The sequence below is a fragment of the Rhizobium sp. ZX09 genome, assembly GCF_017357485.1.
Lineage (GTDB): Bacteria > Pseudomonadota > Alphaproteobacteria > Rhizobiales > Rhizobiaceae > Agrobacterium > Agrobacterium pusense.
In genome coordinates, this window is record NZ_CP031364.1 from 1,133,474 (window position 1) to 1,157,288 (window position 23,815).

Below are 23,815 nucleotides of genomic sequence, written 5' to 3' on the forward strand. Positions count from 1 at the left end.
CGATTTGACGCGTCACGCAGGGCAGCCGAAATCACGGCTACGGAGGGTGTCGGGGAGATGCCGTTCGGCTTAAAATGCGCCGTTACAAGCCGGGCAGCAGGCGCAACCCATCAGGCGGCGACGGGCGCCGATGCGGGATTTTGCGGAAGAGCGTAAACTTCGACCGGGGTTTCGAGGCCGCGCAACAGCCAAGGGCCCAGACTTTCGAACCCGGTCCCGTTGCCAGCCATGCGCACGAATTCTTCGGAGAAGAGAACGTTGCGCCCTGTTTCCTTGGTCAGCGTCTCAAGCCGCGATGCGATGTTGACGGCGGGTCCGATGACGGTGAAATCGAGCCGGGTTTTCGAGCCGATATTGCCGTACATGACATCGCCGACGTGAACGCCGATGCCATAACCCAAGGGGTCATGGCCTTTTTGCCGGTTGATCTCGTTAAGTGCGATCAGGCTCCGTTGCGCCCTGGCAATGGCCTTCAGGAGGTTTCCGCAAGCATCCGGGTTGCTGAGCGGGAAGATCGCCAGCAGCCCGTCGCCCATGAATTTCAGGATTTCCCCGCCAAATTCCTCGATCGGATCACACATGGCGTCGAAATAACCGTTCAGAAGCTCGATCACATCGTCACGCGGCCATAGATCGGAAATATGGGTGAAATTGCGCAGGTCGCAGATCAGGATTGCTGCTCCCACCGTCATGCCGCTGCCGCGTGTCGTGGCGCCGTTGAGGATCTTTTCGCCCGCATGTGGTCCCACATAGGTTTCCAGAAGGGTGCGTGTCATCCTGTTCTTCAGGCGTATCTCGCTCACCAGCGCGAGCGCGGGCAGGAGGTTTTTCAGCGCGACGATCTCTTCGTCGGAAAAGCCGCCGGGGCGATCGCTGGAAAACGATGCGACGTGGCGTTTGCCGAACGTGTGCTCAATAGGCCAGGCGCAATAATCCGTCAGCCCTTCCGACCGCAGCTCCTCATAGATCGTGTAACCTGCTTCGTCGATGGCGTCGACGTTCAGGCGATGACGGATTTCGCTGGCGCCCTGGTGAATGTCCCTGATCGGGCTGTTGAGATATTCGGGGGTGTTTTCCGAGCCGTAGCCATAAGTGACGATCTCGGCTTCGGACATGCCGGCTTTCCATAAAATCCGCGCGCCCAGCCATTGCGGATGGCGGATACGGAAAGCCAGAACGCCGCGCGCCACCGAAATTCCGCTTGCCCGCAAGCGGTTGCAAAGCTCCACGAAGATTTCGTCGATGAAGCGTTCGTCCTTGGTGCCGGTGACCAGCCAGTCGAGAGTCTCGGTTTTCTCCGCCGGCCACAATTCAGCCAATGCTGAAGAAACCCGTTCTTCGGTGTCGAGCGTAAATGTCATGGCAGGATTCCGGAGGTTGTTGCTGCTCTCGGCGGGCGGGATACATGTCGAATGTCGCTGAACGTCCCCGCTCGCGAATTGCATGTGGTGCCGGATAACGAAAATGTTAAGGGAGCGGATGCGGAAAATGTTCCGAAAGAATCGGCAGCCTCCGGGCTGCGCGCGCCGCCTCGATGTTCCCGGGAACATCTTCCCGGCGGCGCTGAGATTTTTCGTGATCGATATGAAAGATCAGATAACGGTTTCGACCGGAATATGCAGCGCGGCGGCAACACGCCGGATGCGCAGGGGATCGCTGTCCGTGCCGTCTTCCAGGGCACGTATTTCGCTCGTGGTGAGGCCACAGGTCACGGCAAGCTGCTCGATCGTATAGCCGGCAAGATTACGCGCTGCCAGGACCTTTTTGGCGAAAGGAGCATCGGTTTCGTGATCGGAATCGGGTTGTGAAACTGAAATTGTCATTATTGCATCTCCCTGATGATGGACACTTAAATGCGGGCGGCAGAGAAAAGTTGCCGGGCCGAATGCGACCGCGTTGCCGGAGAAGAAATCGGTGTTGCAACGCAGCGAGGAACATAGCCGCTTCGTTGACCTACGCAATAGTTAAATTTTGTTAAGATTCGTGATCGCCGAATTGATGAGGCACGTTTCCATGCGAAAGCGGCTGGGAAACGATCCTTTTTACTTTCCGGATCGTCTGCAAAGGGCTGCTACAGCATGCCCCAGGCGCGGAAACGGCCGCGACCGGTGACCTCCCGCAATTCCAGCTGGTTGGCGAGGCCGATTGCGCCCTGTGGCGTGGTGCCGAGTTCCTTCACGATCATGGCTGCCGAGACCACGGGGCGGGAGACGACCAGCTCGACGAGTTCGGGCAATCGCGATGAGGAACGGCGGCCGACCAACTTGCGCATCATCCGCTCCCGCGCGTGGCTCAGCCGGTCGTGTTCCTTCATGCTTGCCAGCGCCGCCTCATAAAAACTGTCGAGAAGCGCGAGGATGCGCTGTGTCTGGTTTCTGGCGTGCCGCCGCTCCCTTGGGATGGCACGAAGACCGGCGCTCAGGGCCGGCAGGTGATCGGGCGTGACGGCGCCATCGCGCAGAAAAGCCGAGGCCAGAAGCCGCCCAAGCCAGGGGCTGCGCTGGAGCACCTCTATCATGTTCCAGGAATCAAGCAGGATGGCGGTGCGCAGAATTGCCGGCAGTTCCTCCGTCCGCGACTGCACGTCCCACCATTCTTTCAGCCGTTCGTCTTCGTCCCAGTCAGGCTCGTTGATGAGCGCATGGCTTTCCTCCCTGTGCATCGACGGAAGCGCGTTTCCCGTGGTGATCGCATCGAGCGTGGCTGCGCTTCGCGCCAGAAGGGCGTCGAGTTCGGAAAAAGCGCCGTCCAGCGATGTCTCAGCCTCATGTGCCTCCTCACCCGCAGGCTGATCGACGGTCTGCCGTGCGGGCAGCATCTCTTCGGCGGCGGGCGACGCCCTGCCGCGCAGCCGGGAAAGACCCGGTGCAGTGAAAGCCCAGCCGGCCGCATTGGCAAAGATCAGCCGCCGCGAGCGGAGGATTCGGTGTGCCGCCGTCATTTCATGGCTTGGCGCACGCACATCCATATGGGCGTCATGCAACACGAGGTCTTCCATGTGCACGAGTTCGCCGTCCACCCACATGGAGGAGATGACGTCGGTGAAATCCTGCCTTTCGATGAAGCCCTGTTTCATCGGCGATCTGCTTATCCGCTCGTCCAGCCGCGCCAGCGCTTCGCCCGCGCGGGCGGCGGCGATGAGGAGCTTTTCGAGCTGGATGTCGGATATGTCGTAAATCATTGATATATTTTAGTTTGAGCAAGCGCGGCTTACAAGGCGCTTCAAGGTCGTCCAGTTTTCCTTTGATGGTTTCTGCCCAGCAATCGTGATAAAAACGGGTGGCGAAAATGCCGGGGAGGAGGAAGTCTTTCAGACGCCACGGCTGCTTTTTCGGCAATATTGCAACGCGGTATAAACTTGCGCATCGCAGCATGGCGGGTATATACCCTCGACAGGAGCGACAAATTATCACACCTTCCGTTCGCCCTTCCATCTCCAGACGAAGATGAATTGGAGTCAACCCGTGAATATTATGGCAAATGGTCCCGCCGCCGCGCCGGACCAGAAAACCCGTTTGAAATCCATTATCGGCGGATCGGCGGGTAATCTCGTCGAATGGTACGACTGGTATGTCTATTCGGCTTTCACCCTTTATTTCGCGCCGGTGTTCTTCCCCTCGGGCAATCAGACGGCCGAACTCTTGAGTGCCGCTGCCGTTTTTGCCGTCGGATTTCTGATGCGGCCCATCGGGGCCTGGTTCATGGGCACCTATGCAGACCGCAAGGGCCGCAAGGCGGGTCTGACCCTGTCCGTCACCTTGATGTGTCTCGGTTCGCTGCTGATCGCGATTACGCCCGGCCACGAAACGATTGGCATTGCCGCCCCCGCCATTCTGGTATTTGCAAGGCTGCTGCAGGGCATCAGCGTCGGCGGCGAATATGGCGCAAGCGCGACTTACCTCAGCGAAATGGCCGGCAAGAACCGCCGTGGTTTTTTCTCCAGCTTCCAGTATGTGACGCTGATTTCCGGCCAGCTTCTGGCGCTGGCGGTGCTTCTGGTGCTGCAGCGGGTCCTGACGCCGGAACAGCTCGGCTCCTGGGGCTGGCGCATTCCCTTCTTCATTGGCGGCCTTCTGGCGATTGCGGTGTTTTATATCCGCCGCGGCCTTGTCGAGACGCAGTCCTTCGAAAATGCCAAGACCGGCGCTGCCGACAAACCGAAGTCCAGCGGATGGGCGCTGTTCAAGCACTATCCAAGGGAAGCGCTGATGGTCATGGCGCTCACATCAGGCGGCACGCTCGCCTTTTACGCCTACACCACCTATCTGCAGAAGTTCCTCGTCAACACCTCGGGCTTCAGCAAGGAAAGCGCCACGGAAATTACCACGGCGGCGCTTTTTGTCTTCATGCTGTGTCAGCCGCTTGCCGGTGCGCTGTCGGACAAGATCGGCCGTAAACCGCTGATGGTGGGCTTCGGCATCCTGGGAACGCTGTTCACCTATGTCATTTTCAGCACGCTTTCGACCACAACCGATCCGATCATGGCTTTCGGCCTCGTGCTGATCGGCCTGCTGATCGTCACCGGCTATACCTCGATCAATGCGGTGGTGAAGGCGGAAATGTTCCCGGCCCATATTCGCGCGCTCGGCGTGGCGTTACCTTATGCGCTGGCAAACACCATATTCGGCGGAACGGCGGAATTCGTAGCCTTGAAGTTCAAGCAGATCGGCCACGAGAACTGGTTCTTCTGGTATGTGACGATCATGATCGCGTTGTCGCTGGTGGTTTACGTGAAGATGCGCGACACGCGCGACCACAGCCATATCCACGAAGACTGATCGGCTTACACCAAAAACCAGCAAAGCCCCGTCCTCCCGGCGGGGCTTTTTCTTTTTTGCGTTCAGGCGGCTTCGCTGGGAATGATCACGCGGGCTTCAAAACCGTCCTGCTGACCTTCTGCGGGAGAGGAAAGCACCAGTTTTCCGCCGGTCTGTTCCACCAGGCTTTTGACGATAGCCAGACCGAGCCCGGTGCCGTCAGCCGTAGAATGGCCTCTGGTGAAACGTGTCGTCAGCTTGGGCAACAACACCGGATCGACGGTCGGCCCGGCATTTACGACGCGGATCGCGCCATCTGTTTCCGCAATCACCTGCACGGGGCTTTTCGGCGGGCTGTGAATCAACGCATTTTCGAGAAGGTTGCGGATGATGATACCGAAGGCATCCGGACCGATCCTGCCGGACAGGGCGCCTTCACAGCGATTGGTGAAGCGGATGCGAGACGCCCCTATCGCCGTCCTGCTCATATCGTCGATAACGAGTTCGAGCACGGGGATGAGATCGCTTGTCTTATCCGTGAGCCCGATCCTGGCTTCAGCCCGGGACATCTGAAGCAGTTTCTCGGCGAGGTGGGCGAGGTGCTGCAGGGATTTTTCGATGTTTTCAACGCGTGGCGCAAGCTCCGGGGGGATATCGGCGTGCAGCCGCTGCGCCTGCGCCAGCGCACCGGCAATCGGGGTTCGCAATTCATGGGCGCTATTGGCGGTGAATTCCCGCTCCGCCTCGATTGTCGAGCGCAGCCGCCCAAGCAGCAGGTTGACCGATCGCGCAATGGGGTGCAGTTCCGGCGGGAAGGGTTGAGTTGCAAGCGGCGCGAGATTGCCGCCGTCCTTCTTGCCGATTTCGTCGCGTAAGGTTTGCACCGGCTGAAGCGTTCGCCGCACGACGAGGATGACCGCAAAAATGCTGGCAGGAATGAGAATGAGCACGGGCAACACCAGCGCGGTGCCTGCCTCCACGATCGCTTCGCGGCGATTTGCGAATGCATCGGCGACCTGCAGGAAATAGTTGCCGTCGGGTGAGGCGACCGTGAAGATGCGCTGCGACGATGTTTCTGAAAAACCGGGGTCGAGAGAGACTTCGAAAGGCTCCGTCGAACTGTCATGTGAATGCAGCACAACCTGGCCTTCTCGGTCGCGAACCTGATAGGTCAGATATTCCGCTCCCTCCGCCGACTGGTTGAGTTTCTGCGAGGCCGGGGCGGTATTGTTCTCACGCAGGTCGTCGAGCAGAAGCGGCAGCAGTCTTTCCGCGGTTTCCTCGAGACCGGCATCGAAAATCTCAGCGAACTCGTCCTGCATCACCATGACGCCCAAACCGCAGGCGAGAAGCCATGATATGGCGACAACGCTGGTCAGCGCCATCACGAGTTTGCGGGTCATGCTGGTCGGTCTGGCCATCTGTATCTGCCTGGGGTTCGTCTATTTGATCGTGTAGCCAACGCCACGCACCGTCTCGACGCGGTCATGGCCGATTTTCTTGCGCAGCCGGCTGATATAGACTTCGACCGTGTTGCTCTCTATTTCCGCGCCGAATTCGTACAGGGTATCGTGCAGCTGCGCTTTCGAGACGACTGCGCCGGGATGCTCGACCAGTTTCTCCAGCACGGCCCATTCGCGGGCGCTGAGCGTCTGCGCCGTGCCATCGACCGTGATGTTGCGCGCTACCTGGTTGATCTCGATGCCGGGCAGGCGGATGACGGGGGCGGAACGCCCCTCGTAACGACGCGAGACCGCCAGCATGCGTGCTGAAAGTTCGTTGAGATCGAAAGGCTTGACCAGATAATCGTCCGCGCCGGCATTGAGCCCGGCAATCCGGTCGGAGACCTGGTCATGCGCCGTCAGAATGATGACCGGCGTGGCGTCGTCGCGCTTGCGCAGGCTTTGCAGAAGGGTGATGCCCTCGCCGTCAGGCAGTCGCATGTCGAGCAGGATCAGGCCGTAACCCATCGTCAGCGTCGCCGCCATGGCGTCGCCCAGCGTCTTGAACCAGTCGACAGCGTGACCCGCCGCGGCCACATGGTCCCGCAGCGCCTCCCCCAGCACATGATCGTCTTCAACAAGCAGAACCCGCAAGACAGCTCCCTCTATCGCGTCGTCTTGCGTATCTTGTTCTCCGGATAAGCGTCAAGCACTGTCTGTTCAGCTCGTCCGGCGTTGGGTACAGCCGCTGAAGACATCGAGCGAGGGATCGTAGACCGAGGTGGAGACGTTCATCATTCCAAGGATGCTGTGGAAATAATTGTCGTGCGAGCGCCCGCCCTCTGCCGCGCTTTTCGCAAGGCAGGCCTTGTCCAGTCCCATGGATTTGGCAAAATCGTCATCGAACCACACGAGAAACGGCACATGGGTCTGCTGGTCGGGCGCGAGGAGATAGGGCGCGCCATGCAGGTAGACGCCGTTTTCCCCAAGTGACTCGCCGTGGTCCGAGGCGTAGATCATGCCTGTTGCCAGCTTGTCGGAACGCGCCTTCAGCTTGTCGATCACGGTCGAGAGGAAGTGGTCGGTATAAAGAAGCGTGTTGTCGTAGGAGTTGACGATTTCGGCGTCGCTGCAATTGCCAAGCTCGGCGGTGCGGCAGTCCGGCGTGAACTTGCGGAACTCGTCGGTGTAACGCAGGTAGTAGGTCGGACCATGGCTGCCCATCTGGTGCAGCACGATGACACTATCCTTCTTGACGTTATCGAGCCAGGCATCGAGCTTGTCGAAAAAGATGTCGTCGCGGCATTCCCCGCCGGTGCAGAAGCGGCTGTCATTGGTGGAAGGCAGGTCGAAATAGGGGATACGGTCGGCGACGTCCTTGCTGCCGGTATTATTGTCCAGCCAGGTCGCGCTGACCCCTGCATGGACGAGGACATCCATGACATTTTCATTCGCAAGCGCCTTCTTGTGGCTATATTGCGAGCGTGTGAATTGCGAGAACATGCAGGGAATGGAAATCGCCGTCGCGGTGCCACAGCTCGTTGTGCTGGGGAAATAGACCACATCGCGCTTCTTGAGCTCCGGATTGGTTTCCCGCCCGTAGCCATTCAGCGAAAAATTCGCCGCGCGGGCAGTTTCGCCCGCAACGATGACGGTAATGCGTGGCTTATGCACGTTACCCAATGCGGGCAGGACTTTGGCGTCCTTGCCGATTGGGCTGACTTGAATATCGACTTCCTTGCCGGCCTGCGTGAAATAATGCACCGTCGACATGATCGGTGACAACGGATTGACGCTCTTGACGATATCCTTGTGCTGGCGAATGGCGGTGGTGAAGGTCTTGGAGTTGGCGAAGCTGATGATGCCGGTTATGGCAAGGCAGACCAGGATGCTGATCGTGTTCCACAGAAGCTTGTCGAGGATCGGCCGGTGCCGGATGCGGACGGCGACGACGAAGAGAGACGGCACCAGCCCGTAAATCGCCATATGCCAGAGAAAGCCGGGCGTGATCAGATTGCCCGCTTCCGCCTGCGTCGTCTCCATGGCGTTGCGGATCATGTCGCTGTCGATGACGATACCGTAGCGATCCATGAACCAGGACGCCGCCGCCGCCGCGAAGATCAGGACGATCAGAAACGGCCTGAGGAGATATTTGGCGGAGAAAATCGTGATGAGCGCGCCGAAAAAGGCGATCATGGCAACATAGAGCGCGACGATGGCGACCGGATAGGCGGAAAGATAGGTATGAACCTTCGACCAGAATGTCCGGTTCGTGAAAAACAGAAGATAAGCCGCCGTTAGCAGGCTCAGCGCCACGCTGCCGATTTCCGGACGATAAGTTGTTGTTCCCGTCGCTTTCGCGGTAAAAAGAGCCACTGCCAGATCCACCAAATTTTCGATAGGCCGGCGGCAATGACAAGCGAGCGCAAACGCCCCTTTCCGGTTTGCCGCATGGGCCGGTCAATGGCGCATGCAGGATTTTGCTGACATCAACCTGAAAGCTTGTCATGAAAGTGTCATGTTGCATGGCATTGCCTCCATAGTGTGTGTGACGCTGTTGCCGCGGAAAGGGCATCAGTTGAGCCCGACAATGCCGGTTGCGGTGGTGCGCGTCGAAAATATCCGCGTTGCGCGGACCGGCAGCAGGCTGCCGGCGGGCAGGTTCTGGAAGGTCACGGTTGCCCCGGAAATCACAGTCAGGCAAAGATGTCCGCCATTGCCCACATAGATCGCGCGTGTGGCGGAAGGAAGCGGCTTTGCATCGTCCGGAACGACGTCAAAAGCGTGGGAAGCCGGTGATTCGAGGCCGGCGGCGTAGTGGTCGTAAATCTCAGCCATTGCTGTCTCCCATAAATCGAAATCTGTCGCGATTATGCAGTGGGCCGGGGCGGCGGGGAGATGCGGGGAAGGAGATTTTTACCCCGGTCACCGGAACGACGTCCGGCAGGCAGCCATCTGCCCGGCAATTCCGGGCATTGCGGCGCACCGTCGTCGCTCGATCAATGCCGCGCGACGGAGGGCGGCGGATTTTTCGTCCCCGGCGAATAAGGTGCGACACGGATATTTCCTTCCACGCGGCTCAATTGCGGGCGTGGAGAATGAAGGCCCTGACGGCGGGGGAGGCTTCGGTTTTCCGGTGGGCGATGGCGAGGTCCGACGTCGTGGCGCTTGCCGCAAGCGGTACGTAGCGCACGCCGGGCAACCGCAGGCAATCAAGCGAGCGCGGCACCAGCGCAATGCCAAGGCCAATGGCCACCATGCTGACAATGGTCGTGTAGTCCCTGCCTTCCGGGCTGATTGCCGGCTGGAACCCGGCTTCGTTGCAGGCCTCGATGGTGTTGTAATGAAAGCCGACATCCGGCGGCTGCCTCGGCGTGATGAAGGTTTCACCGGAAAGATTTTTCAGATCGACCTGCGGGGCAAAAGCCAAAGGATGGTTTTCCGGCAGCGCTGCCATCAAGGGCTCCCGCAACACCACGTGGGTTGTCACACCTTCCGGAACAGGGGCGGGCGGGCGGATAAAGGCGAAATCCAGATTGCCGTCGGCAATCCTGGCCAGTTGTAGCCGCATTTCCATCTCGATCAATTGCAGCTCCACATCGGGATGGGAGGCGCGGAAACTGGCGATCGACTGTATCATCAACCCGGAATAGGCGGCGGAGGCGACATAACCGATGGAGATGCGCCCGGTTTCGCCGCGGCCGACACGCTTCAGCGTTGCAAGCGTCGCCTCGGCATTCGAAAGGATTTTCCGGGCATCCTCGTAAAGAAGCTGGCCGGGCATGGTGAGCTTCACCGACCGCCTTGTGCGATCAAGCAACGGCATGCCGACGATCTGTTCAAGCGCCATGATCTGCTGGCTCAAACCCGGCTGGGCAATGCCGAGGCGGGTAGCGGCGCGCTCGAAGTTGCGCTCGTCTACCAGCGTGGTGAAATAGCGCAGATGCCGCAGCTCGAACGCGTCAGCCCGGTTCGCCGGTTTTCTGCCCATTGTCAGCGCCTTTTTTGGCAGGTTTTGAATAATTCCAAACTATTATGGAGAGAGATTTCATAATCAAAAATTATGAAAAAATCCAGTTTCACTTATTGGATCGAAATCCACACCTTGCGTAATAAGATGACTTTAATTCTCCAGTAAATGACCGCCTATGGCTGGTGCGGGTGACGAGGGATTTTGGCGTGCAGGGAAAAATCAAACACATTTCCATTCTGGCTGGTGGCTGCGCCGCCATTGCTTATGTGGCGTTCCTGGCCCCGGCTTCCGCCCTTGCTCAGGACGCCGGAACCACGGTGCTGCAGACCATCACCGTTGACGGCGCGAAAAATCAGGACCCCAAGGCGCCCGTGAAGGGTTATGTGGCAAAAACCAGCGCCAGCGCCACCAAGACAGGGCGATCCCTGATCGAGACGCCGCAATCGGTATCCGTCATCACCAGAGATCAGATGGATGCGCAGGATGTCCGCAATCTCGGCGAGGCGCTGAATTACGTCCCGGGGGTGGTTGCGCAGCCGTTCGGCGCCGATCCGCGTTTCGATGCGCCGCGCATTCGCGGCTTTCAGGGGAATCAGCTGCAGTTCCTCAATGGTCTGCGGTTGATGCGGACGGCCGGTGCGCCTTCTTTTGAGGTCTACGGTCTGGAGCGCGTGGAGGTCATTCGCGGGCCCGCTTCCGTTCTCTACGGGCAGGGCAATCCCGGCGGCCTTATCAATCTCAGCAGCAAACGGCCGACCTTCGAACGGTTCGGTGAAGTCGGTGCGCAGATCGGCAGCTTCGATTATTATCAGTCGATGTTCGATATTGGCGGCCCGGGGGCGGATAGCGACAGTTTCGCCTATCGCCTGACCGGCCTTGCGCGCAATGCCCATGCCCAGACGGACAATTTGCAGAACGACCGTTATTTCATCGCGCCGGCTCTCACATGGCAGCCGGACGAGGATACGAAGCTGACTGTTCTTGCCTCCTATCAGCACGACAATCCGAGTTCGCCCTCCGGCCTGCCGCCGGCGCTGACCTATTTCAGACCCGGCAATATGCTGGACCGCAGCTTTTATGTCGGTGATCCGTCCTTCGATACATCAAACCGCAAGTTCACCAATATCGGTTATGAATTCGAACACCGCTTCGATGAGACCTTCACCTTCCGTCAGAATGCGCGTTATTCCAATTTCGACTGGTCCTACCGCGCGCTCGGCATGTCTTCGACCAGCGGTGGCATGATAGGCAATCTCATCCGTCGCAATGCGACGTTCCAGGACGAGCTGCTGAACACCTTCAACATCGACAACAGCCTCCAGGCGGATTTTTCCACGGGGCCGATCGATCATACCCTGCTTGTCGGGCTGGATTACCGCTATTTCGACAATAACGTCAAAACCGAGTTCTGGGCCGCAACGCCGCTCAATCCCGTCAATCCTGTTTATGGCGGGCCGATCAGCCTTACCTCGCGCACGCTTTATGCCGATGTGAAGACCGATATTTCCCAGATTGGCCTTTATGCGCAGGACGAGATGGCGATCGAGAACTGGCGCATCACTGCCGGACTGCGGCAGGACTGGGCAAGCACCAGCGGCACGACCTTCAATGGCACCACCTATCGCACGCTCGACAAGGATGACCACAAGCTGACCGGTCGTGTCGGCGTCAGCTATCTGTTCGATGGCGGAATCGCGCCCTATGTCAGCTACGCGACCTCTTTCGAGCCGGTGCCGCAGCCGGCTGTCGGCGATGCGCCGAAACCGACCACCGGCGAACAATGGGAAGCGGGTGTCAAATACCAGCCGGAAAGTTTCGACGGTTTCTTTTCGGCGGCGATCTACGATCTGAAACAGAAGAACGTCACAACGACGGTGGGTGGCGTGACGCAGCAGATGGATGAGGCGCACGTGAAAGGCCTAGAGCTTGAAGGCGTTGCAAGCCTTGTCGACGGGCTCGACCTGCGCGCGGCCTATACCTACATGGACAGCGAGGTCTCCGGCCGTGTGAATAATGGGAACGAGCTTGATAGCACCCCCCGGCACGCCGCCAGCCTCTGGCTCGATTACACCTTCCCGGAAGATACCGCGCTCGAAGGTTTCGGCATCGGCGGCGGTGTTCGTTACGTTGGAAAACGTTATGGCGATGCCGCCAATACCTTTGAGATGAAGGGGCTCGCCCTGCTCGATCTCGGCGTGCATTACGAGAAGAACGGCTACCGCGCCTCGCTTATGGTGCAAAACTTGACTGATAAAGAATATATTTCTAGTTGCTCCACTTTCGGATGCTATTACGGTGACGGAAGAACGGTCATGGGCAAGCTGACCTATCGTTGGTAACGCCACATCTAAGTGAAACAGCAGGGGCATGACGCGCAAGGATCGATGGATGTCTCCCGTTTGGGGACGGCGGGAGTTTTTGGCCCTGCTCGCTGCTGCGGCCTTTGCTGGCGCGACGCGGGCACAGTCGACCCCGCGCATTGCCGCCATTGACTGGGCGATGCTCGAAACAGCCGTGGCCCTTGGCGTCATGCCGGTGGCGGCGACCGAGCTTATCCAGTTCCGGGCGGGTGCGGTGGAGCCCGAAATCCCGGAAACCGTCGCCGATCTCGGCCTGCGCGGCGCTCCGAATTTCGAGCTCCTGCAACTGACCCGACCCGATCTCATTCTGATCTCGCCCTTCTACACCCGCTACACCGGCAGGCTTGAAGCTATCGCGCCGGTCTTCTCGTTGCCCTTTTACGTAAAGGGCGAGCCGCCTTTCGCAAAGGCGCTGGCGGCAGTCACGGCGCTTGGTGAAAAGCTCGGGCGGGCCGAAGAGGCGCGCAGGGTTCTGGGTGAAACGGAAGCGGCGCTGCACGCCATGCGGACCCGCCTCGCCGGATTTGCGGCGCGGCCGACCTATGTGATCAATATCGGCGACGCGCGGCATTTTCGCGCTTTCGGTGCGGACAGCATGTTCGGGGATGTTCTTGGCCGGCTGGGGCTCGCCAATGCCTGGGTGGATCGTTCGCAATTCACTTTCGCGGCTCCGGTCCCGATTGAAAACCTCGCGGCCTCGCCGGATGCCCGCATCGTCGTCGTCTCCGATATTCCGGTCGAGGCACGGGAAACGTTGCGCAACAGCGCAATCTGGCGGGCACTGCCTGCCGTGCGGGAAAACCGCGTTGTGACGCTTGCCAATGTCGCCCCCTATGGCGGCATCACCGCCGGCATGCGTTTTGCGCGGCTTCTGACCGAAGCGCTTTCGGTGCGGGGGGAAGCCCTGTGACGGCGCGCCCTCTCCAGATTGTCCTGGGGCTGCTGTTCGCTCTCGCCTGCGGGCTCTCCTTGCATGCAGGGCTGCTCCGGCTGCCGTTCAGCGCATGGCCCAGTCCACCGTTCGATGCTGCCAGCCTGTCGATGGATCAGGTGATTTTCGCCTTCAGCCTGATGCCCCGCGTGGCGGTTTCCGTTCTGGCGGGCGCGATGCTCGGTCTGTCCGGGGCGCTTTTCCAGCAATTGCTGCGCAATCCGATTGCCGATCCTTCGACGCTCGGCATCTCGGCCGGCGCGCAACTGGCCATCGTCATCGCCACCCTGTTTTTTCCGTCTGTTCTGGACGGCAACCGCGCCCTGGTGGCGCTTGCCGGGGCCGCTGCGGCCGCGGGTATTGTCTTCCTGCTTGGCTGGCGGCGCTCCTTCGAGCCGGTGACCATGGTGGTGTCAGGATTGCTGGTCGGCATCACCGCCGCTTCCGTTTCCGCGGCGCTGACGCTCGCGCAGGGCGAATATCTGATGTCTCTGGTGGTCTGGAACGGCGGCTCGCTCAGCCAGCAGGACTGGTCGAACGCCCTGTCTCTCACCTGCCAGCTTCTGGCAGGGCTCGTTCTGACCGGCCTGCTGATAAGGCCTTTGACGGTTCTCGGTCTCGGCGATTCCGGTGCTCGATCGCTCGGCGTATCGCTGTTTTCGATCAGGCTCGCGGTTGCGGCCGTCGCGGTCATGCTGGCCGCCTTCGTTGCTTCTGCGGTCGGTCTCGTCAGCTTTATCGGTCTTGCCGCACCGGCACTCACCCGGGCGCTGGGCGTGCGGCGCTCGTCTTCCGTTCTGTTCGTTTCGCCGCTGCTCGGCGGTCTGCTTCTATGGTTCTGCGATAGTCTGGTCCAGCTTCTGGCAAGCACGACGGCGGAAGTTTTTCCAACGGGAGCGGTGACGGCCCTGATCGGCGGTCCGCTGCTTCTGTGGCTCCTGCCGAAAATCCGGCCGACAGACGTGCAGCGCGGTGAAGGCGTCGAGCTTGCGACAAGACGCCGGCTTACGTCCCTGCTGCCTGCACTGGCCATCATGGCGGTGCTGGTGTCTGCCGCACTCGCCGTTGGCAAGGGACCGGATGGCTGGGAAATGCTGAAGGCGGACGATCTGCAAAGCCTGTTGCCGTTCCGCTGGCCCCGGCTGCTGGCCGCCATGGCCGCTGGCGGTCTTCTCGCGATGGCGGGTGCTCTTTTGCAGCGACTGACAGGCAATCCGATGGCGAGCCCGGAGGTGATCGGCGTCAGCGGCGGTGCGGGCCTCGGTTTTGCCGTCGCCATCACCATTTTTCCGGCAGCAGGCCTGCTGGAACTGTTTTGCGGCGCCGGCATCGGCTCGGCGGTCGTCATGATCCTTGTGCTCTTCTTCGCCGTGCGCAGACACCTCCCGCCGGAAAAGATACTGCTCGCGGGCATTGCCGTCAGTTCGCTCTGCTCGGCGGTGCTTTCGGCGCTGCTTGCCATTGGCGACCAGCGGGCATGGCAGATCCTCGCCTGGCTCAGCGGCTCGGGTTCGACGGCAACGCCGGCTTCGGCGATCTTTCTCGCCGTTCTTTCCATCGTGCTTCTGGCGGGAGCGTTATCGGTCACGCGCTGGCTGACGATCCTGCCGCTTGGGCGGGATGTGCCGCTCTCCCTCGGCCTGCCGCTCGGCGCTGCGCGAACCGCCGTCATCGCCGTGGCCGGCATTGTCACCGGTGCCGCCTCGCTGCTGGTTGGTCCCTTGAGTTTCGTCGGGTTGATGGCGCCCCATATTGCGCTGCGCTCCGGTTTCACAACGCCACGTGACCATCTCTTCGCCTCCTTCCTGTTCGGCGCGGTGCTGATGGCGCTTTCCGATCTTGGCGCGCGGACGGTGACCTTTCCCTATGAACTGCCGCTCGGACTTTTTGCGGCGCTTGCCGGCGCGCCCTATCTGATCTGGCTTTCAGGCAGGCGATGATGAATTTTTTGAAAGATGTATGGAGATGAGAAGCATGGGTCAGGCAGTGCCCGCGGCCGGTTACGATGATATGCCGCTTTTTTCTCTGGATGGCGTCACCATGGAAGTGCCGGGCAGGACATTGCTGCAGCCGCTGACGGCCAGTTTTGCGACCGGCAAGACCATCGGCCTGATCGGCCATAACGGTTCGGGAAAATCCACGCTGCTGAAGATTCTCGCACGGATACAGGAGCCGACGGCGGGCGGGGTGTCCTTCGAAGGGAAGGCGCTTGCCGCCTGGGGCAATCGGGAATTTGCGCGAAAGCTCGCCTATCTGCCGCAATACACGCCGGCCGCTTCCGGCATGCTGGCCAAGGAACTGGTTGCACTTGGCCGTTATCCCTGGCACGGCGCGCTGGGCCAGTTTACGAAGGCGGATCAGGAAAAAGTGGACGAGGCGATCGAGCTTACCGATACCGTTGCCTTCCGCGACCGGCTGGTGGATACGCTTTCGGGTGGCGAGCGTCAGCGCGTCTGGCTTGCCATGCTGGTGGCCCAGAATGCCGAAAGCCTGCTTCTCGATGAACCCATCTCCGCACTTGACCTAGCGCACCAGATCGAGGTGCTTTCGCTGGTGCAGAGACTGTCGCGTGAAAAAGGCCTTGGCGTCATCGTCGTGCTGCACGACGTCAACATGGCGGCACGCTTCTGCGACGAGATCGTCGCGCTGCATTCCGGCCGGTTGATTGCCCGGGGAACGCCGGAAGAGATCATGACGTCGGAGACGCTGGAGCGCATCTATGGCGTGCGAATGGACGTGATGACCCACGCCGCCACCGGCCTTCCCGTGGCCCTGCCGCTCTGATGTTGTTGCTGCAGAACCACGCCCGCCAACGCTTGCTGTTGATGGTGATTCCGCACGCATTTCCCGCCCTAACAATGTCTTAATGGCATCCTACCGCCATCAGACATTGTTAACCGTTCGGCTTTCATCGCCTCCAATTAAGTTGTTTTGGATCGATTTCAGGGAACAAACGTTAACAGTGCGGAATTCAATATCCGGAGAGGGCAAGAAGGGCTGCTGCGGGTAGGAATAAAACAGGAGATAATCAGATGAAAAAGGCTGTTGCCGTAACTTTTGCCGCATTGACGATGGGCCTTGGCGGAACCGCATCCGCCCTCGCTGCCGACCTTGCACGATACGAGCCGGCTCCGCAGGAGCAGGATGATCGCAACGGCGTCAAGATCGGTTACCTCACCTGCGATATCGGCGGCGGCGTCGGTTACGTTCTCGGCTCGGCCAAGGAACTGGATTGCACCTTCCAGTCCACGATCGGCGCACGTCGTACCGACCACTATAGCGGCGCTATCCGCAAGATGGGCGTTGACCTTGGTTTCACCACGCAGGGCCGTCTGGTCTGGGCCGTTTTCGCCCCGACCGCCGGTTACCACCGCGGTTCGCTCGGCGGCCTCTATCAGGGCGCAACGGCTGAAGTCACCGTCGGTCTCGGCGTTGGCACGAACGTTCTCGTCGGCGGTACTTCCGGCTCGATCCAGCTGCAGACAGTGAGCGTGACCGGCCAGGTTGGCCTCAATCTCGCCGCCACCGGCACCTCGGTGACGCTGACGGCCATGAACTGATCCGGCTGATGCCCGGAGGCTAGAGCCGGGCATTAGGTCGCATGACAAAACACGCCCTCTTCGTTGTCAGACGCAGAGGGCGTTGTATTATGAGGGGTATGATGTCCCCGATCAAAAAAGTCGCGGCCGCGGTCGCGTTCATCCTCCTCCCGGCGTCCAGCGCTTTCTCCGAAGGCGATGCTGCGCATGGCGAGAAGGTTTTCAGCCGCTGCTCCACCTGCCACAGCATCGACGCGCCGCGCACCCGCATGGGGCCACATCTGATGGGCGTGGTCGGAAGACCCATCGCATCTATCGCTGACTACAGCCACTATTCACAGGCTCTGAAGGATGCTGGAGCGGCAGGCAGGGTTTGGTCGGAGGAGGAGTTGCAGAAATTTCTGTCCAGTCCGAAGAAGGCGCTCCCGGGAAATGCAATGCGCTTTTTCGGCCTCTGGAGCGAGAGTGATATCGCCGATCTCATTGCTTATCTGAAAACCCGTCCGCTGCCGCAATAACGTCAGAGCGGTGCTTCCGACAAAATATCTTCCGCTTCTTCCGTCGTCATCGACATAACCTTCGACCCGATTTCGAAACCAAAACCATTGCGGGCAAATGCCGAAAACTCCTTTGCTTTGCGCTTCTCATCAAGCTCGACCCGACGGTAAGGGCCAAAAGCGCGTTTTCGCGCAAAATTGATGGCTGCGACCAGATCGTTGGTTTCCTGGAGGGCGACGGCTGCGGTCTCCCGGTCTATCCCCTTAAGCTGAAGCTTTTGCGCCAGCCCCCGTTTCGATTTGCCGCTGCGCTGCCCGCTTCGCACGGTGATTTCCGCAAAGGCTGTATCGTCAAGCGCCTTGATCTCATAAGCGAAACGCACCGCGAAATCGCCAAGCGCCTTTATCTGCGCGGCGCCGATATCCTCGAATTTTTCCCGTGCCTTGCGCATGATGGCGTCGCGCAGCTGCTTTTCCGTCATCATGCGCTGTTCTAGCCGGTATAGAGCGGAATTGCGTGCCCAGGAGAGCATGCGGCTGGTGGGTTCAACGGCCGGGGCTTTGCCGTCGAACTCCATATTGTCAGTCAGGAAGAGGTTGGAATCGTCACTCATGGGCCAATTATAGCGCTCTGAAGCGATCTTGCCACTTCCTGCCAGACCAGCGTTTTCGGATTTCAGGGTGTCTGTGCACCGGTTGCGGCGACATAGACCGAATAGAGCGATTTTGTCGCGGTGATGAACAGGCGGTTCTTTTTCGGCCCGCCGAAGGTGAGGTTCGCCACTGTCTGCGGCACCTTGATCTTGCCGATGAGTGTACCGTCAGGCGCAAAGCAGTGCACGCCGTCACCGGCGCTCGTCCACAGATTGCCGGCCGTGTCGAGGCGAAAGCCATCTGGCAGGCCATTGTCGATATTGCAGAATTCCCGGCCGTTGGCGAGTTTTACGCCATCCACGACGTCGAAGACGCGGATATGGCGGGGTCGGGTGACATCGTGGCTGTAGGAACTGTCGGCAATGTAGAGCTTCGTTTCGTCAGGCGAAAATGCGAGGCCGTTCGGCTGCACGAAGTCGTCGATGGCGATGTCGATCTTTCCGGTAGCGGGATCGAGCCGGTAGACATTGCGGGTCTTCTGCTCCGGCTCGGCCTTGTAGCCCTCGTAATCGGACAGAATGCCGTAGGTCGGGTCGGTGAACCAGACGCTGCCATCTGATTTCACCACCACGTCATTGGGCGAGTTCAGCCGCTTGCCGTCGTAGCTATCGGCAAGGACGGTGATCGAGCCGTCGACCTCGGTGCGGGTGACGCGGCGGCCCCCATGTTCGCAGGATACAAGACGTCCCTGCCGGTCGCGGGTGTTGCCGTTGGTGAAGTTGGAGGGCTGGCGATAAACCGAGATTCCGCCATCCGGCACCCAGCGAAGCATGCGCTCATTGGGAATATCGCTGAAAAGTAGGCAGTTCAGGTCGGCGAACCACACGGGTCCCTCTGCCCAGCGGCAGCCCGAATAAAGCTCTTCCAGCTCGGCATTGCCGACGATCAGATGGCGGAAACGGTCGTCGTGAATTTCGTAAGGTGAAGTCTGGTCTGTGGTCATGAGCGTGGTCCGCTTTGGCTTGTCGTTCGGGGTCAGCGCGTGGCCTTCGGGCCGCTCGCCAGAAGAATGACGGAGATGATGATGAGACCGGTGAGGATGAGGCGGATGCCCGCGCCGAAACCATAGGTATTCAGCATCGAGACCACCAGGAACATGAAGAGCGATGCGCCCCATATGCCGGGCACGTTGGAATCCCCTCCCGCCACCGCCGTGCCGCCAATGACAACGACGGCGATGGACATCAGCAGATATTCGGAGCCCATGTTGAGCGCCGCACCGCCGGAGAAGCTGGCGAGCAGATAACCGGCAATTGCCGCCAGCACCGCGCAGAGCACATAGGTGACGAAGCGTGCGCCATCCACGGGAATGCCGGTCATGCGGGCAGCGAAGGTGCTCTGGCCGATGGCGGCAATCCAGCGTCCGTAGAAGGAGCGGTCCAGCAGCAGCCATGCAATGACGGAAAGCAGCAGGGCGACCAGGGCGACATTGGGAATGCCGAGAAAACTCGATGTGGCGAATGTGGCCAATGTTTCCGGCGGCTTGATGCGCAGGCCGCGGTTCGACCAGATGGCGATGGACTGCACGATGAAGCTCATGGAGAGCGTCGCGATGATCGGCGGGATGCGCAGGAGCTTGATCAGGGCATAATTGCCGATGCCGATGGCGATACCGATGAGGATGGCGATCAGCAATCCCGGCAGAATGAGGCTGTCCGATACATCCATGAACTTCAAGGCAAGCGTCCCCGACAGCGTCATCGTCGCGGGAACGCAGAGGTCGATATTTCCGGGCCCGAGCGTGATGACGAACATCTGGCCGATGCCGACGATGACAGAAAAGGCCGCGAAGGTGAGTGCTGCGTGCGACAGGCCGAATGAGCTTGCGCCGCCAGTGAAGAGCACGGTGATGATCCAAACCGCAATGGTTGCGGCAAAGGACCAGATCCACGGTTTTCTGGTGAGGGAAGAGAGCCCGTTCATTGGTTTTTCTCCCGCTTTTCGAGACGGTTGAGCAGGATGCGCAATGCCAGCACAATGATGAGGATTGCACCTTGCGCGCCAATCTGCCAGTCCGGCGAGATGCGCATGAAGGAGAGGAAGGAGCCTGCAAGCGTCAGCGTCAGCGCGCCGATGACGGCACCGATGGGCGATACTCTTCCGCCGACGAATTCGCCGCCGCCGAGGATGACGCCGGCAATCGACAGCAGCGTGTAGCGCAGCGCGATATTGGCGTCGGCCGATGTCGTCAGGCCCACGAGGGCGATACCGGAGAGCACCGCGAAGAAACCGGCCAGCGCAAAGGTAGCGGCGCGGATGCCGATGACTGACCAGCCGGAACGCTCGACAGAACGGAAATTTCCGCCGACGCCGCGCATCAACACGCCGAACGAGGAGCGCATGACGATGTAGTGGGCGATGACCGCAATCAGGATACTGGCGACGATCGCGATCGGCACGAAAGGCGGTTTCGCCGTCATCAGCGTGCGGATGAAGGCAGGCGCCTGGCCGCCGGGCGAGGGGAGAATGAGCACGGCGAGGCCGCCCCAGACGAAACTCATGCCGAGTGTGACGACGATGGAGGGCAGGGCGCGGATATGGATGATGGCGCCGAGCAGTGCATAAACCGCGATCGCCCCGGCAAAGATCGCAATACCGAGCAATGGCGTCGTTTGCAGGAAGGTCGCGGTGACGCAGGCGCAGAAACTGACGAAGGTGCCCATCGACAGGTCGAGATCGTTGACCGACATGATCAGCATCTGCGCAATGGTGGCGAGTGCAATCGGCACTGCCAGATTGAACAGCAGGTTCAAGCCGGTGTAGCTCATGGCACGCGGCTGCATGTAGAAGACCGCGGCGAGCAGGAAGGCGAGCGAGGCGGCGGGAATGATGAGGCGGAGCGCGTTTGCCGAAAGTTTCATGCGTGGTCTTCTCCGGCAAAGGAAGCGGCCAGTACATTCTGTTCAGTGATGTCCTCGCCCACCAGTTCGGCCTGAATGGCGCCGTCGCGGAAGACATAAACCCGGTCACAGAGACGGATTTCATCCATCTCGGTCGAGTACCAGATGAAGGTGCGGCCGTGAGAGGCTTCAGTTCTCAAGATATCGTAGACCTCCTGTTTGGTGCCGATATCGACGCCGCGCATCGGATCGTCCATCAAAACGGTGCCGGCGGTGGTGGCGAGCGCACGGGCAAAAAGCACTTTCTGCTGGTTGCCGCCGGAGAGAGACAGGATCTTGTTGCCCATGTCGGGCGTGCGAATTTCGATACGCTTTTTCCACTGCGCGCCCAGTTCGCTCTCCTTGCTCCTGTCCACAATGCCCGCGGATGAAATATCCCGCAGCGACGCGATGGAGAGGTTCTTCAGGATGCTCCACAGCGGGAAGGTGCCGTTGAGGCTGCGGTCGCCCGCGACGAAAGCGATATCGGTCTTGCGCGTCGGCAGCCAGCTGCTGTTGCGGGCAAGATAGAGGTCGAGAAGCGCTTCGGTCTGGCCATGGCCGCCGAGGCCGGCAAGGCCGATGATCTCGCCACGAAAGGCCTCGAAGGCGAGGCCTTCGCCGCGCCGCGCCGGCATCGAAAGCACCTTTTCGCCCGCCTTGCGCTTTTCGCTTTTCTGACGGTCCTGTTGCTTGACGACGCTGCCCATGGCTTCCACCAGTGTTCGTGTCGTAAAATCGCCCGCCGCCCGGTTGGCCACCACGCGGCCATCCTTCATGACAACGATGCGGGTGGCGGTTGAAAGAATTTCACCGAGAATATGCGAGATCAGCAGCACCGAACCGCCGTTGCGCACAAAACGCCGGACATAATCCATCAATTGTTCGGCCAAGCCCGCGTCTAACGAGGATGTCGGCTCGTCGAGAATGACCAGCCTCGGGGCTTCAGGCGTGCGGCAGAAATTGATGGCGATTTCCACCATCTGCCTCTCTGCAATCGAAAGCTCGGCAATCGTCAGTTCGCAATCGATGCCGTGGTCGGGAAAAATCTCGTCGAGCGTCTGGCGGATCATGGAAAGAGCGCGCCCGCGCCAGTTCCGCCCGTTCATGGCGGCATGCATGATGCGGACGTTTTCGCTGATTGTCAGGTTGGGGCAGAGCGAGAGTTCCTGAAAGACGCAGCGCACGCCGCTCGCACGCGCAGCGGCTATGCCGTGGCGGTTCTGGTTCCCACGATAGGAAATGGAGCCTTCATGCGGTGTGAGCCCGCCATTGATGACATTGACGATGGTGGATTTGCCTGCGCCGTTGTGGCCAACGAGCCCGAGGCATTCCCCGGCGCGGATGACGAGATCGGCCCCATCCAGCGCCCTGACCGCGCCGAACACGACCTTCACGCCGCGCGCGGCGACGACTTCTTCCGCCTCGATGATGTCATTCATGAGCAATTACGCCAGTGATCTGAAATTGAATGTGGGATCACTGCGGCGCTTCCTTCGAAAGCGCCGCAGGATCAGGTAGGAACCGCGGGTTACTTCGCCGCGGAAATCACCTTCTGGGCATCCTCAAGCGAATATTCCACATTCGCCACGCCACCCTTCTGGGTGTTCTTGAGGTTGTCCTCGAGATTGGCCTGGTCGATGCGCAGGAAGGGCACCGTCAGGTCCTTCTTCACATCCTTGCCGTCGAGAATTTGCTGCGCCACCCAGAAAGCCAGCGTCGAAACACCGGGTGCGATGGAGACGGACATGGTCTCATAGCCGCTCGCATCCTTCTGCTGTTTCCACCATTGCAGCTCGTCTTCGCGGTTGCCCATGACGATGGTCGGCGTCGGGCGCTTGGCGGCGGCAAAAGCCTGGGCCGCACCGTAACCGTCACCACCCTGCGTTACGACGGCCGCGATCTCGGGAAGGCTTGGCAAAATGCCGGCAACGGCGCGCTGGGCGACATCCTGTGCCCAGTCGCCATTGACCGAACCAACGATCTTGAACTGCGGGTTCTTGGCGACGGCGTCGACAATACCAGCATGGATTTCGTCATCCACGGAAACACCGGCCAGGCCGCGAATTTCGAGCAGGTTGCCGCCCTTCGGCATGGCTTTGGCAAGGTAGTCGATCTGGCTTGCGCCCATGGCCTTGAAGTCGACCGCAATGCGCCATGCGCAAGGCTCGGTGACGATGCCGTCGAAGGATACGACGGTGATGCCGGCATCGCAGGCTTCCTTAACCGCGCCGTTTAGTGCAGTCGGCGAAGCGGCGTTGATGACGATGGCGTCGTAACCCTGCAGGATCAGGTTCTGGATCTGCGCCGCCTGTTCGGTCGCCTGGTTTTCGGCTGTCGTGAAGGCGTCAGCTGCGGCCACCTGCTTGTCGGCAACCGCCTGCTTGGTAATCTTGTCCCAGCTGGTCAGCATCGCCTGACGCCAGGAATTGCCTGCGTAATTGTTTGAAAGCGCAATCTTTTTTGCCGACGTATCGGCATGAGCGGTGATCGGCAGCGCTGCACATGCGACAGCGGCCGATGCCAGAAGCATCTTCCTGAAAGCCATTTGATTTCCTCCCTCGTGGCTTGCCCTTTTCGAGCCCGGAATTCTCGCACGCCGCAAATCTCCTCGGCGGCAGGCGGAATTCCTTTGCACTGGAGCTCCTTTCCCCAGTAGAAGCGAGAATGACCAAGAAGATTTGGCTTGTATAGGCGGATCGCGGCAATCTTCCTGCGGGTTTCCGCATAAAGCTTGCGGGAACCCGCAGGACGAAAGGCCACTGCCGGGCGCAGAATGAAGA

General features: G+C 60.0%; 21 protein-coding genes. 7 read left to right on the top strand and 14 right to left on the bottom strand.

The window, feature by feature from the left end:
* Positions 1-110: 110 nt before the first annotated feature.
* The 3 genes from BTN45_RS19920 to BTN45_RS19930 all read right to left on the bottom strand — a co-directional run bounded on the left by BTN45_RS19920 (position 111) and on the right by BTN45_RS19930 (position 3,181).
* Positions 111-1,361, bottom strand: coding sequence for an adenylate/guanylate cyclase domain-containing protein (locus tag BTN45_RS19920; protein WP_060942213.1), 1,251 nt, complete (start codon positions 1,359-1,361; stop codon positions 111-113).
* Between the two features lie 231 nt (positions 1,362-1,592).
* Entirely contained in the window at positions 1,593-1,823 is a 231-nt protein-coding gene (locus BTN45_RS19925) for a helix-turn-helix transcriptional regulator (RefSeq protein WP_004437583.1), read from the bottom strand.
* Positions 1,824-2,071: 248 nt separating this feature from the next.
* A complete protein-coding gene (locus BTN45_RS19930; RefSeq protein ID WP_207590704.1) occupies positions 2,072-3,181 on the bottom strand; it encodes an RHE_PE00001 family protein in 1,110 nt (369 codons plus the stop codon).
* A 292-nt stretch (positions 3,182-3,473) separates the two neighbouring features.
* On the opposite strand from BTN45_RS19930, the gene BTN45_RS19935 reads away from it, so the two are divergent.
* Positions 3,474-4,778, top strand: coding sequence for an MFS transporter (locus BTN45_RS19935; protein ID WP_006698138.1), 1,305 nt, complete (start codon positions 3,474-3,476; stop codon positions 4,776-4,778).
* Positions 4,779-4,840: 62 nt separating this feature from the next.
* On the opposite strand, the gene BTN45_RS19940 is transcribed toward BTN45_RS19935, so the two are convergent.
* The 5 genes from BTN45_RS19940 to BTN45_RS19960 form a co-directional block, all read right to left on the bottom strand.
* Complete coding sequence (locus tag BTN45_RS19940) at positions 4,841-6,178, bottom strand: HAMP domain-containing sensor histidine kinase (RefSeq protein WP_022563406.1); 1,338 nt, start codon at positions 6,176-6,178, stop codon at positions 4,841-4,843.
* 21 nt (positions 6,179-6,199) lie between these two features.
* Complete coding sequence (locus tag BTN45_RS19945) at positions 6,200-6,853, bottom strand: response regulator transcription factor (RefSeq protein WP_004437591.1); 654 nt, start codon at positions 6,851-6,853, stop codon at positions 6,200-6,202.
* Between the two features lie 66 nt (positions 6,854-6,919).
* Complete coding sequence (locus BTN45_RS19950; RefSeq protein ID WP_207590705.1) at positions 6,920-8,587, bottom strand: phosphoethanolamine--lipid A transferase; 1,668 nt, start codon at positions 8,585-8,587, stop codon at positions 6,920-6,922.
* A gap of 186 nt (positions 8,588-8,773) precedes the next feature.
* A complete protein-coding gene (locus BTN45_RS19955; protein ID WP_207590706.1) occupies positions 8,774-9,037 on the bottom strand; it encodes a hypothetical protein in 264 nt (87 codons plus the stop codon).
* Between the two features lie 241 nt (positions 9,038-9,278).
* A complete protein-coding gene (locus tag BTN45_RS19960; RefSeq protein ID WP_207590707.1) occupies positions 9,279-10,190 on the bottom strand; it encodes a LysR family transcriptional regulator in 912 nt (303 codons plus the stop codon).
* Positions 10,191-10,378: 188 nt separating this feature from the next.
* Here BTN45_RS19960 and BTN45_RS19965 point away from each other — a divergent pair, with 188 nt between their 5' ends.
* The 6 genes from BTN45_RS19965 to BTN45_RS19990 all read left to right on the top strand — a co-directional run bounded on the left by BTN45_RS19965 (position 10,379) and on the right by BTN45_RS19990 (position 17,520).
* Positions 10,379-12,511: a TonB-dependent siderophore receptor gene (locus BTN45_RS19965; RefSeq protein WP_207590708.1), complete on the top strand. Its 2,133-nt coding sequence runs from the start codon at positions 10,379-10,381 to the stop codon at positions 12,509-12,511.
* Positions 12,512-12,539: 28 nt separating this feature from the next.
* Positions 12,540-13,442, top strand: a complete 903-nt coding sequence (locus BTN45_RS19970; RefSeq protein ID WP_162696227.1) for an iron-siderophore ABC transporter substrate-binding protein — start codon at positions 12,540-12,542, stop codon at positions 13,440-13,442.
* Positions 13,439-15,403: a Fe(3+)-hydroxamate ABC transporter permease FhuB gene (gene fhuB / locus BTN45_RS19975; protein ID WP_207590709.1), complete on the top strand. Its 1,965-nt coding sequence runs from the start codon at positions 13,439-13,441 to the stop codon at positions 15,401-15,403. Before BTN45_RS19970 ends, fhuB begins: the two co-directional genes overlap by 4 nt.
* A 34-nt stretch (positions 15,404-15,437) precedes the next feature.
* Positions 15,438-16,247 carry an ATP-binding cassette domain-containing protein gene (locus tag BTN45_RS19980; protein WP_100911603.1) on the top strand — a complete coding sequence of 270 codons (810 nt, stop codon included), beginning with the start codon at positions 15,438-15,440 and terminating at the stop codon, positions 16,245-16,247.
* A 248-nt stretch (positions 16,248-16,495) separates the two neighbouring features.
* Positions 16,496-17,023, top strand: coding sequence for a DUF992 domain-containing protein (locus tag BTN45_RS19985; protein ID WP_004437608.1), 528 nt, complete (start codon positions 16,496-16,498; stop codon positions 17,021-17,023).
* Between the two features lie 89 nt (positions 17,024-17,112).
* Positions 17,113-17,520 carry a cytochrome c family protein gene (locus BTN45_RS19990; protein ID WP_100911337.1) on the top strand — a complete coding sequence of 136 codons (408 nt, stop codon included), beginning with the start codon at positions 17,113-17,115 and terminating at the stop codon, positions 17,518-17,520.
* A gap of 2 nt (positions 17,521-17,522) precedes the next feature.
* On the opposite strand, the gene recX is transcribed toward BTN45_RS19990, so the two are convergent.
* From recX to BTN45_RS20020, 6 genes are all read right to left on the bottom strand, one after another.
* Complete coding sequence (gene recX, locus BTN45_RS19995) at positions 17,523-18,113, bottom strand: recombination regulator RecX (RefSeq protein ID WP_135856801.1); 591 nt, start codon at positions 18,111-18,113, stop codon at positions 17,523-17,525.
* A gap of 62 nt (positions 18,114-18,175) precedes the next feature.
* Positions 18,176-19,096, bottom strand: a complete 921-nt coding sequence (locus BTN45_RS20000) for an SMP-30/gluconolactonase/LRE family protein (protein WP_207590710.1) — start codon at positions 19,094-19,096, stop codon at positions 18,176-18,178.
* A 32-nt stretch (positions 19,097-19,128) separates the two neighbouring features.
* Positions 19,129-20,076: an ABC transporter permease gene (locus tag BTN45_RS20005; protein WP_004437622.1), complete on the bottom strand. Its 948-nt coding sequence runs from the start codon at positions 20,074-20,076 to the stop codon at positions 19,129-19,131.
* On the bottom strand, positions 20,073-21,014 hold the full coding sequence (locus BTN45_RS20010) for an ABC transporter permease (protein ID WP_004437626.1): 942 nt from the start codon (positions 21,012-21,014) through the stop codon (positions 20,073-20,075). The genes BTN45_RS20005 and BTN45_RS20010 overlap by 4 nt, the downstream gene beginning before the upstream one ends.
* Entirely contained in the window at positions 21,011-22,474 is a 1,464-nt protein-coding gene (locus BTN45_RS20015) for a sugar ABC transporter ATP-binding protein (RefSeq protein ID WP_207590713.1), read from the bottom strand. The genes BTN45_RS20010 and BTN45_RS20015 overlap by 4 nt, the downstream gene beginning before the upstream one ends.
* An 89-nt stretch (positions 22,475-22,563) precedes the next feature.
* Entirely contained in the window at positions 22,564-23,580 is a 1,017-nt protein-coding gene (locus tag BTN45_RS20020; RefSeq protein WP_004437634.1) for an ABC transporter substrate-binding protein, read from the bottom strand.
* Between the last annotated feature and the right edge of the window lie 235 nt (positions 23,581-23,815).

Coding starts and splice junctions, on each gene's coding strand:
- BTN45_RS19925 (WP_004437583.1), bottom strand. CDS start 1,823: ATGACAATTTCAGTTTCACAACCCGATTCCGATCACGAAACCGATGCT.
- BTN45_RS20010 (WP_004437626.1), bottom strand. CDS start 21,014: ATGAAACTTTCGGCAAACGCGCTCCGCCTCATCATTCCCGCCGCCTCG.
- BTN45_RS19980 (WP_100911603.1), top strand. CDS start 15,438: ATGGGTCAGGCAGTGCCCGCGGCCGGTTACGATGATATGCCGCTTTTT.
- BTN45_RS19935 (WP_006698138.1), top strand. CDS start 3,474: ATGGCAAATGGTCCCGCCGCCGCGCCGGACCAGAAAACCCGTTTGAAA.
- BTN45_RS19990 (WP_100911337.1), top strand. CDS start 17,113: ATGAGGGGTATGATGTCCCCGATCAAAAAAGTCGCGGCCGCGGTCGCG.
- BTN45_RS19970 (WP_162696227.1), top strand. CDS start 12,540: ATGACGCGCAAGGATCGATGGATGTCTCCCGTTTGGGGACGGCGGGAG.
- BTN45_RS19960 (WP_207590707.1), bottom strand. CDS start 10,190: ATGGGCAGAAAACCGGCGAACCGGGCTGACGCGTTCGAGCTGCGGCAT.
- BTN45_RS19940 (WP_022563406.1), bottom strand. CDS start 6,178: ATGGCCAGACCGACCAGCATGACCCGCAAACTCGTGATGGCGCTGACC.
- BTN45_RS19920 (WP_060942213.1), bottom strand. CDS start 1,361: ATGACATTTACGCTCGACACCGAAGAACGGGTTTCTTCAGCATTGGCT.
- BTN45_RS19930 (WP_207590704.1), bottom strand. CDS start 3,181: ATGATTTACGACATATCCGACATCCAGCTCGAAAAGCTCCTCATCGCC.
- BTN45_RS19955 (WP_207590706.1), bottom strand. CDS start 9,037: ATGGCTGAGATTTACGACCACTACGCCGCCGGCCTCGAATCACCGGCT.
- BTN45_RS20015 (WP_207590713.1), bottom strand. CDS start 22,474: ATGAATGACATCATCGAGGCGGAAGAAGTCGTCGCCGCGCGCGGCGTG.
- recX (WP_135856801.1), bottom strand. CDS start 18,113: ATGAGTGACGATTCCAACCTCTTCCTGACTGACAATATGGAGTTCGAC.
- BTN45_RS20000 (WP_207590710.1), bottom strand. CDS start 19,096: ATGACCACAGACCAGACTTCACCTTACGAAATTCACGACGACCGTTTC.
- BTN45_RS20005 (WP_004437622.1), bottom strand. CDS start 20,076: ATGAACGGGCTCTCTTCCCTCACCAGAAAACCGTGGATCTGGTCCTTT.
- BTN45_RS20020 (WP_004437634.1), bottom strand. CDS start 23,580: ATGGCTTTCAGGAAGATGCTTCTGGCATCGGCCGCTGTCGCATGTGCA.
- BTN45_RS19985 (WP_004437608.1), top strand. CDS start 16,496: ATGAAAAAGGCTGTTGCCGTAACTTTTGCCGCATTGACGATGGGCCTT.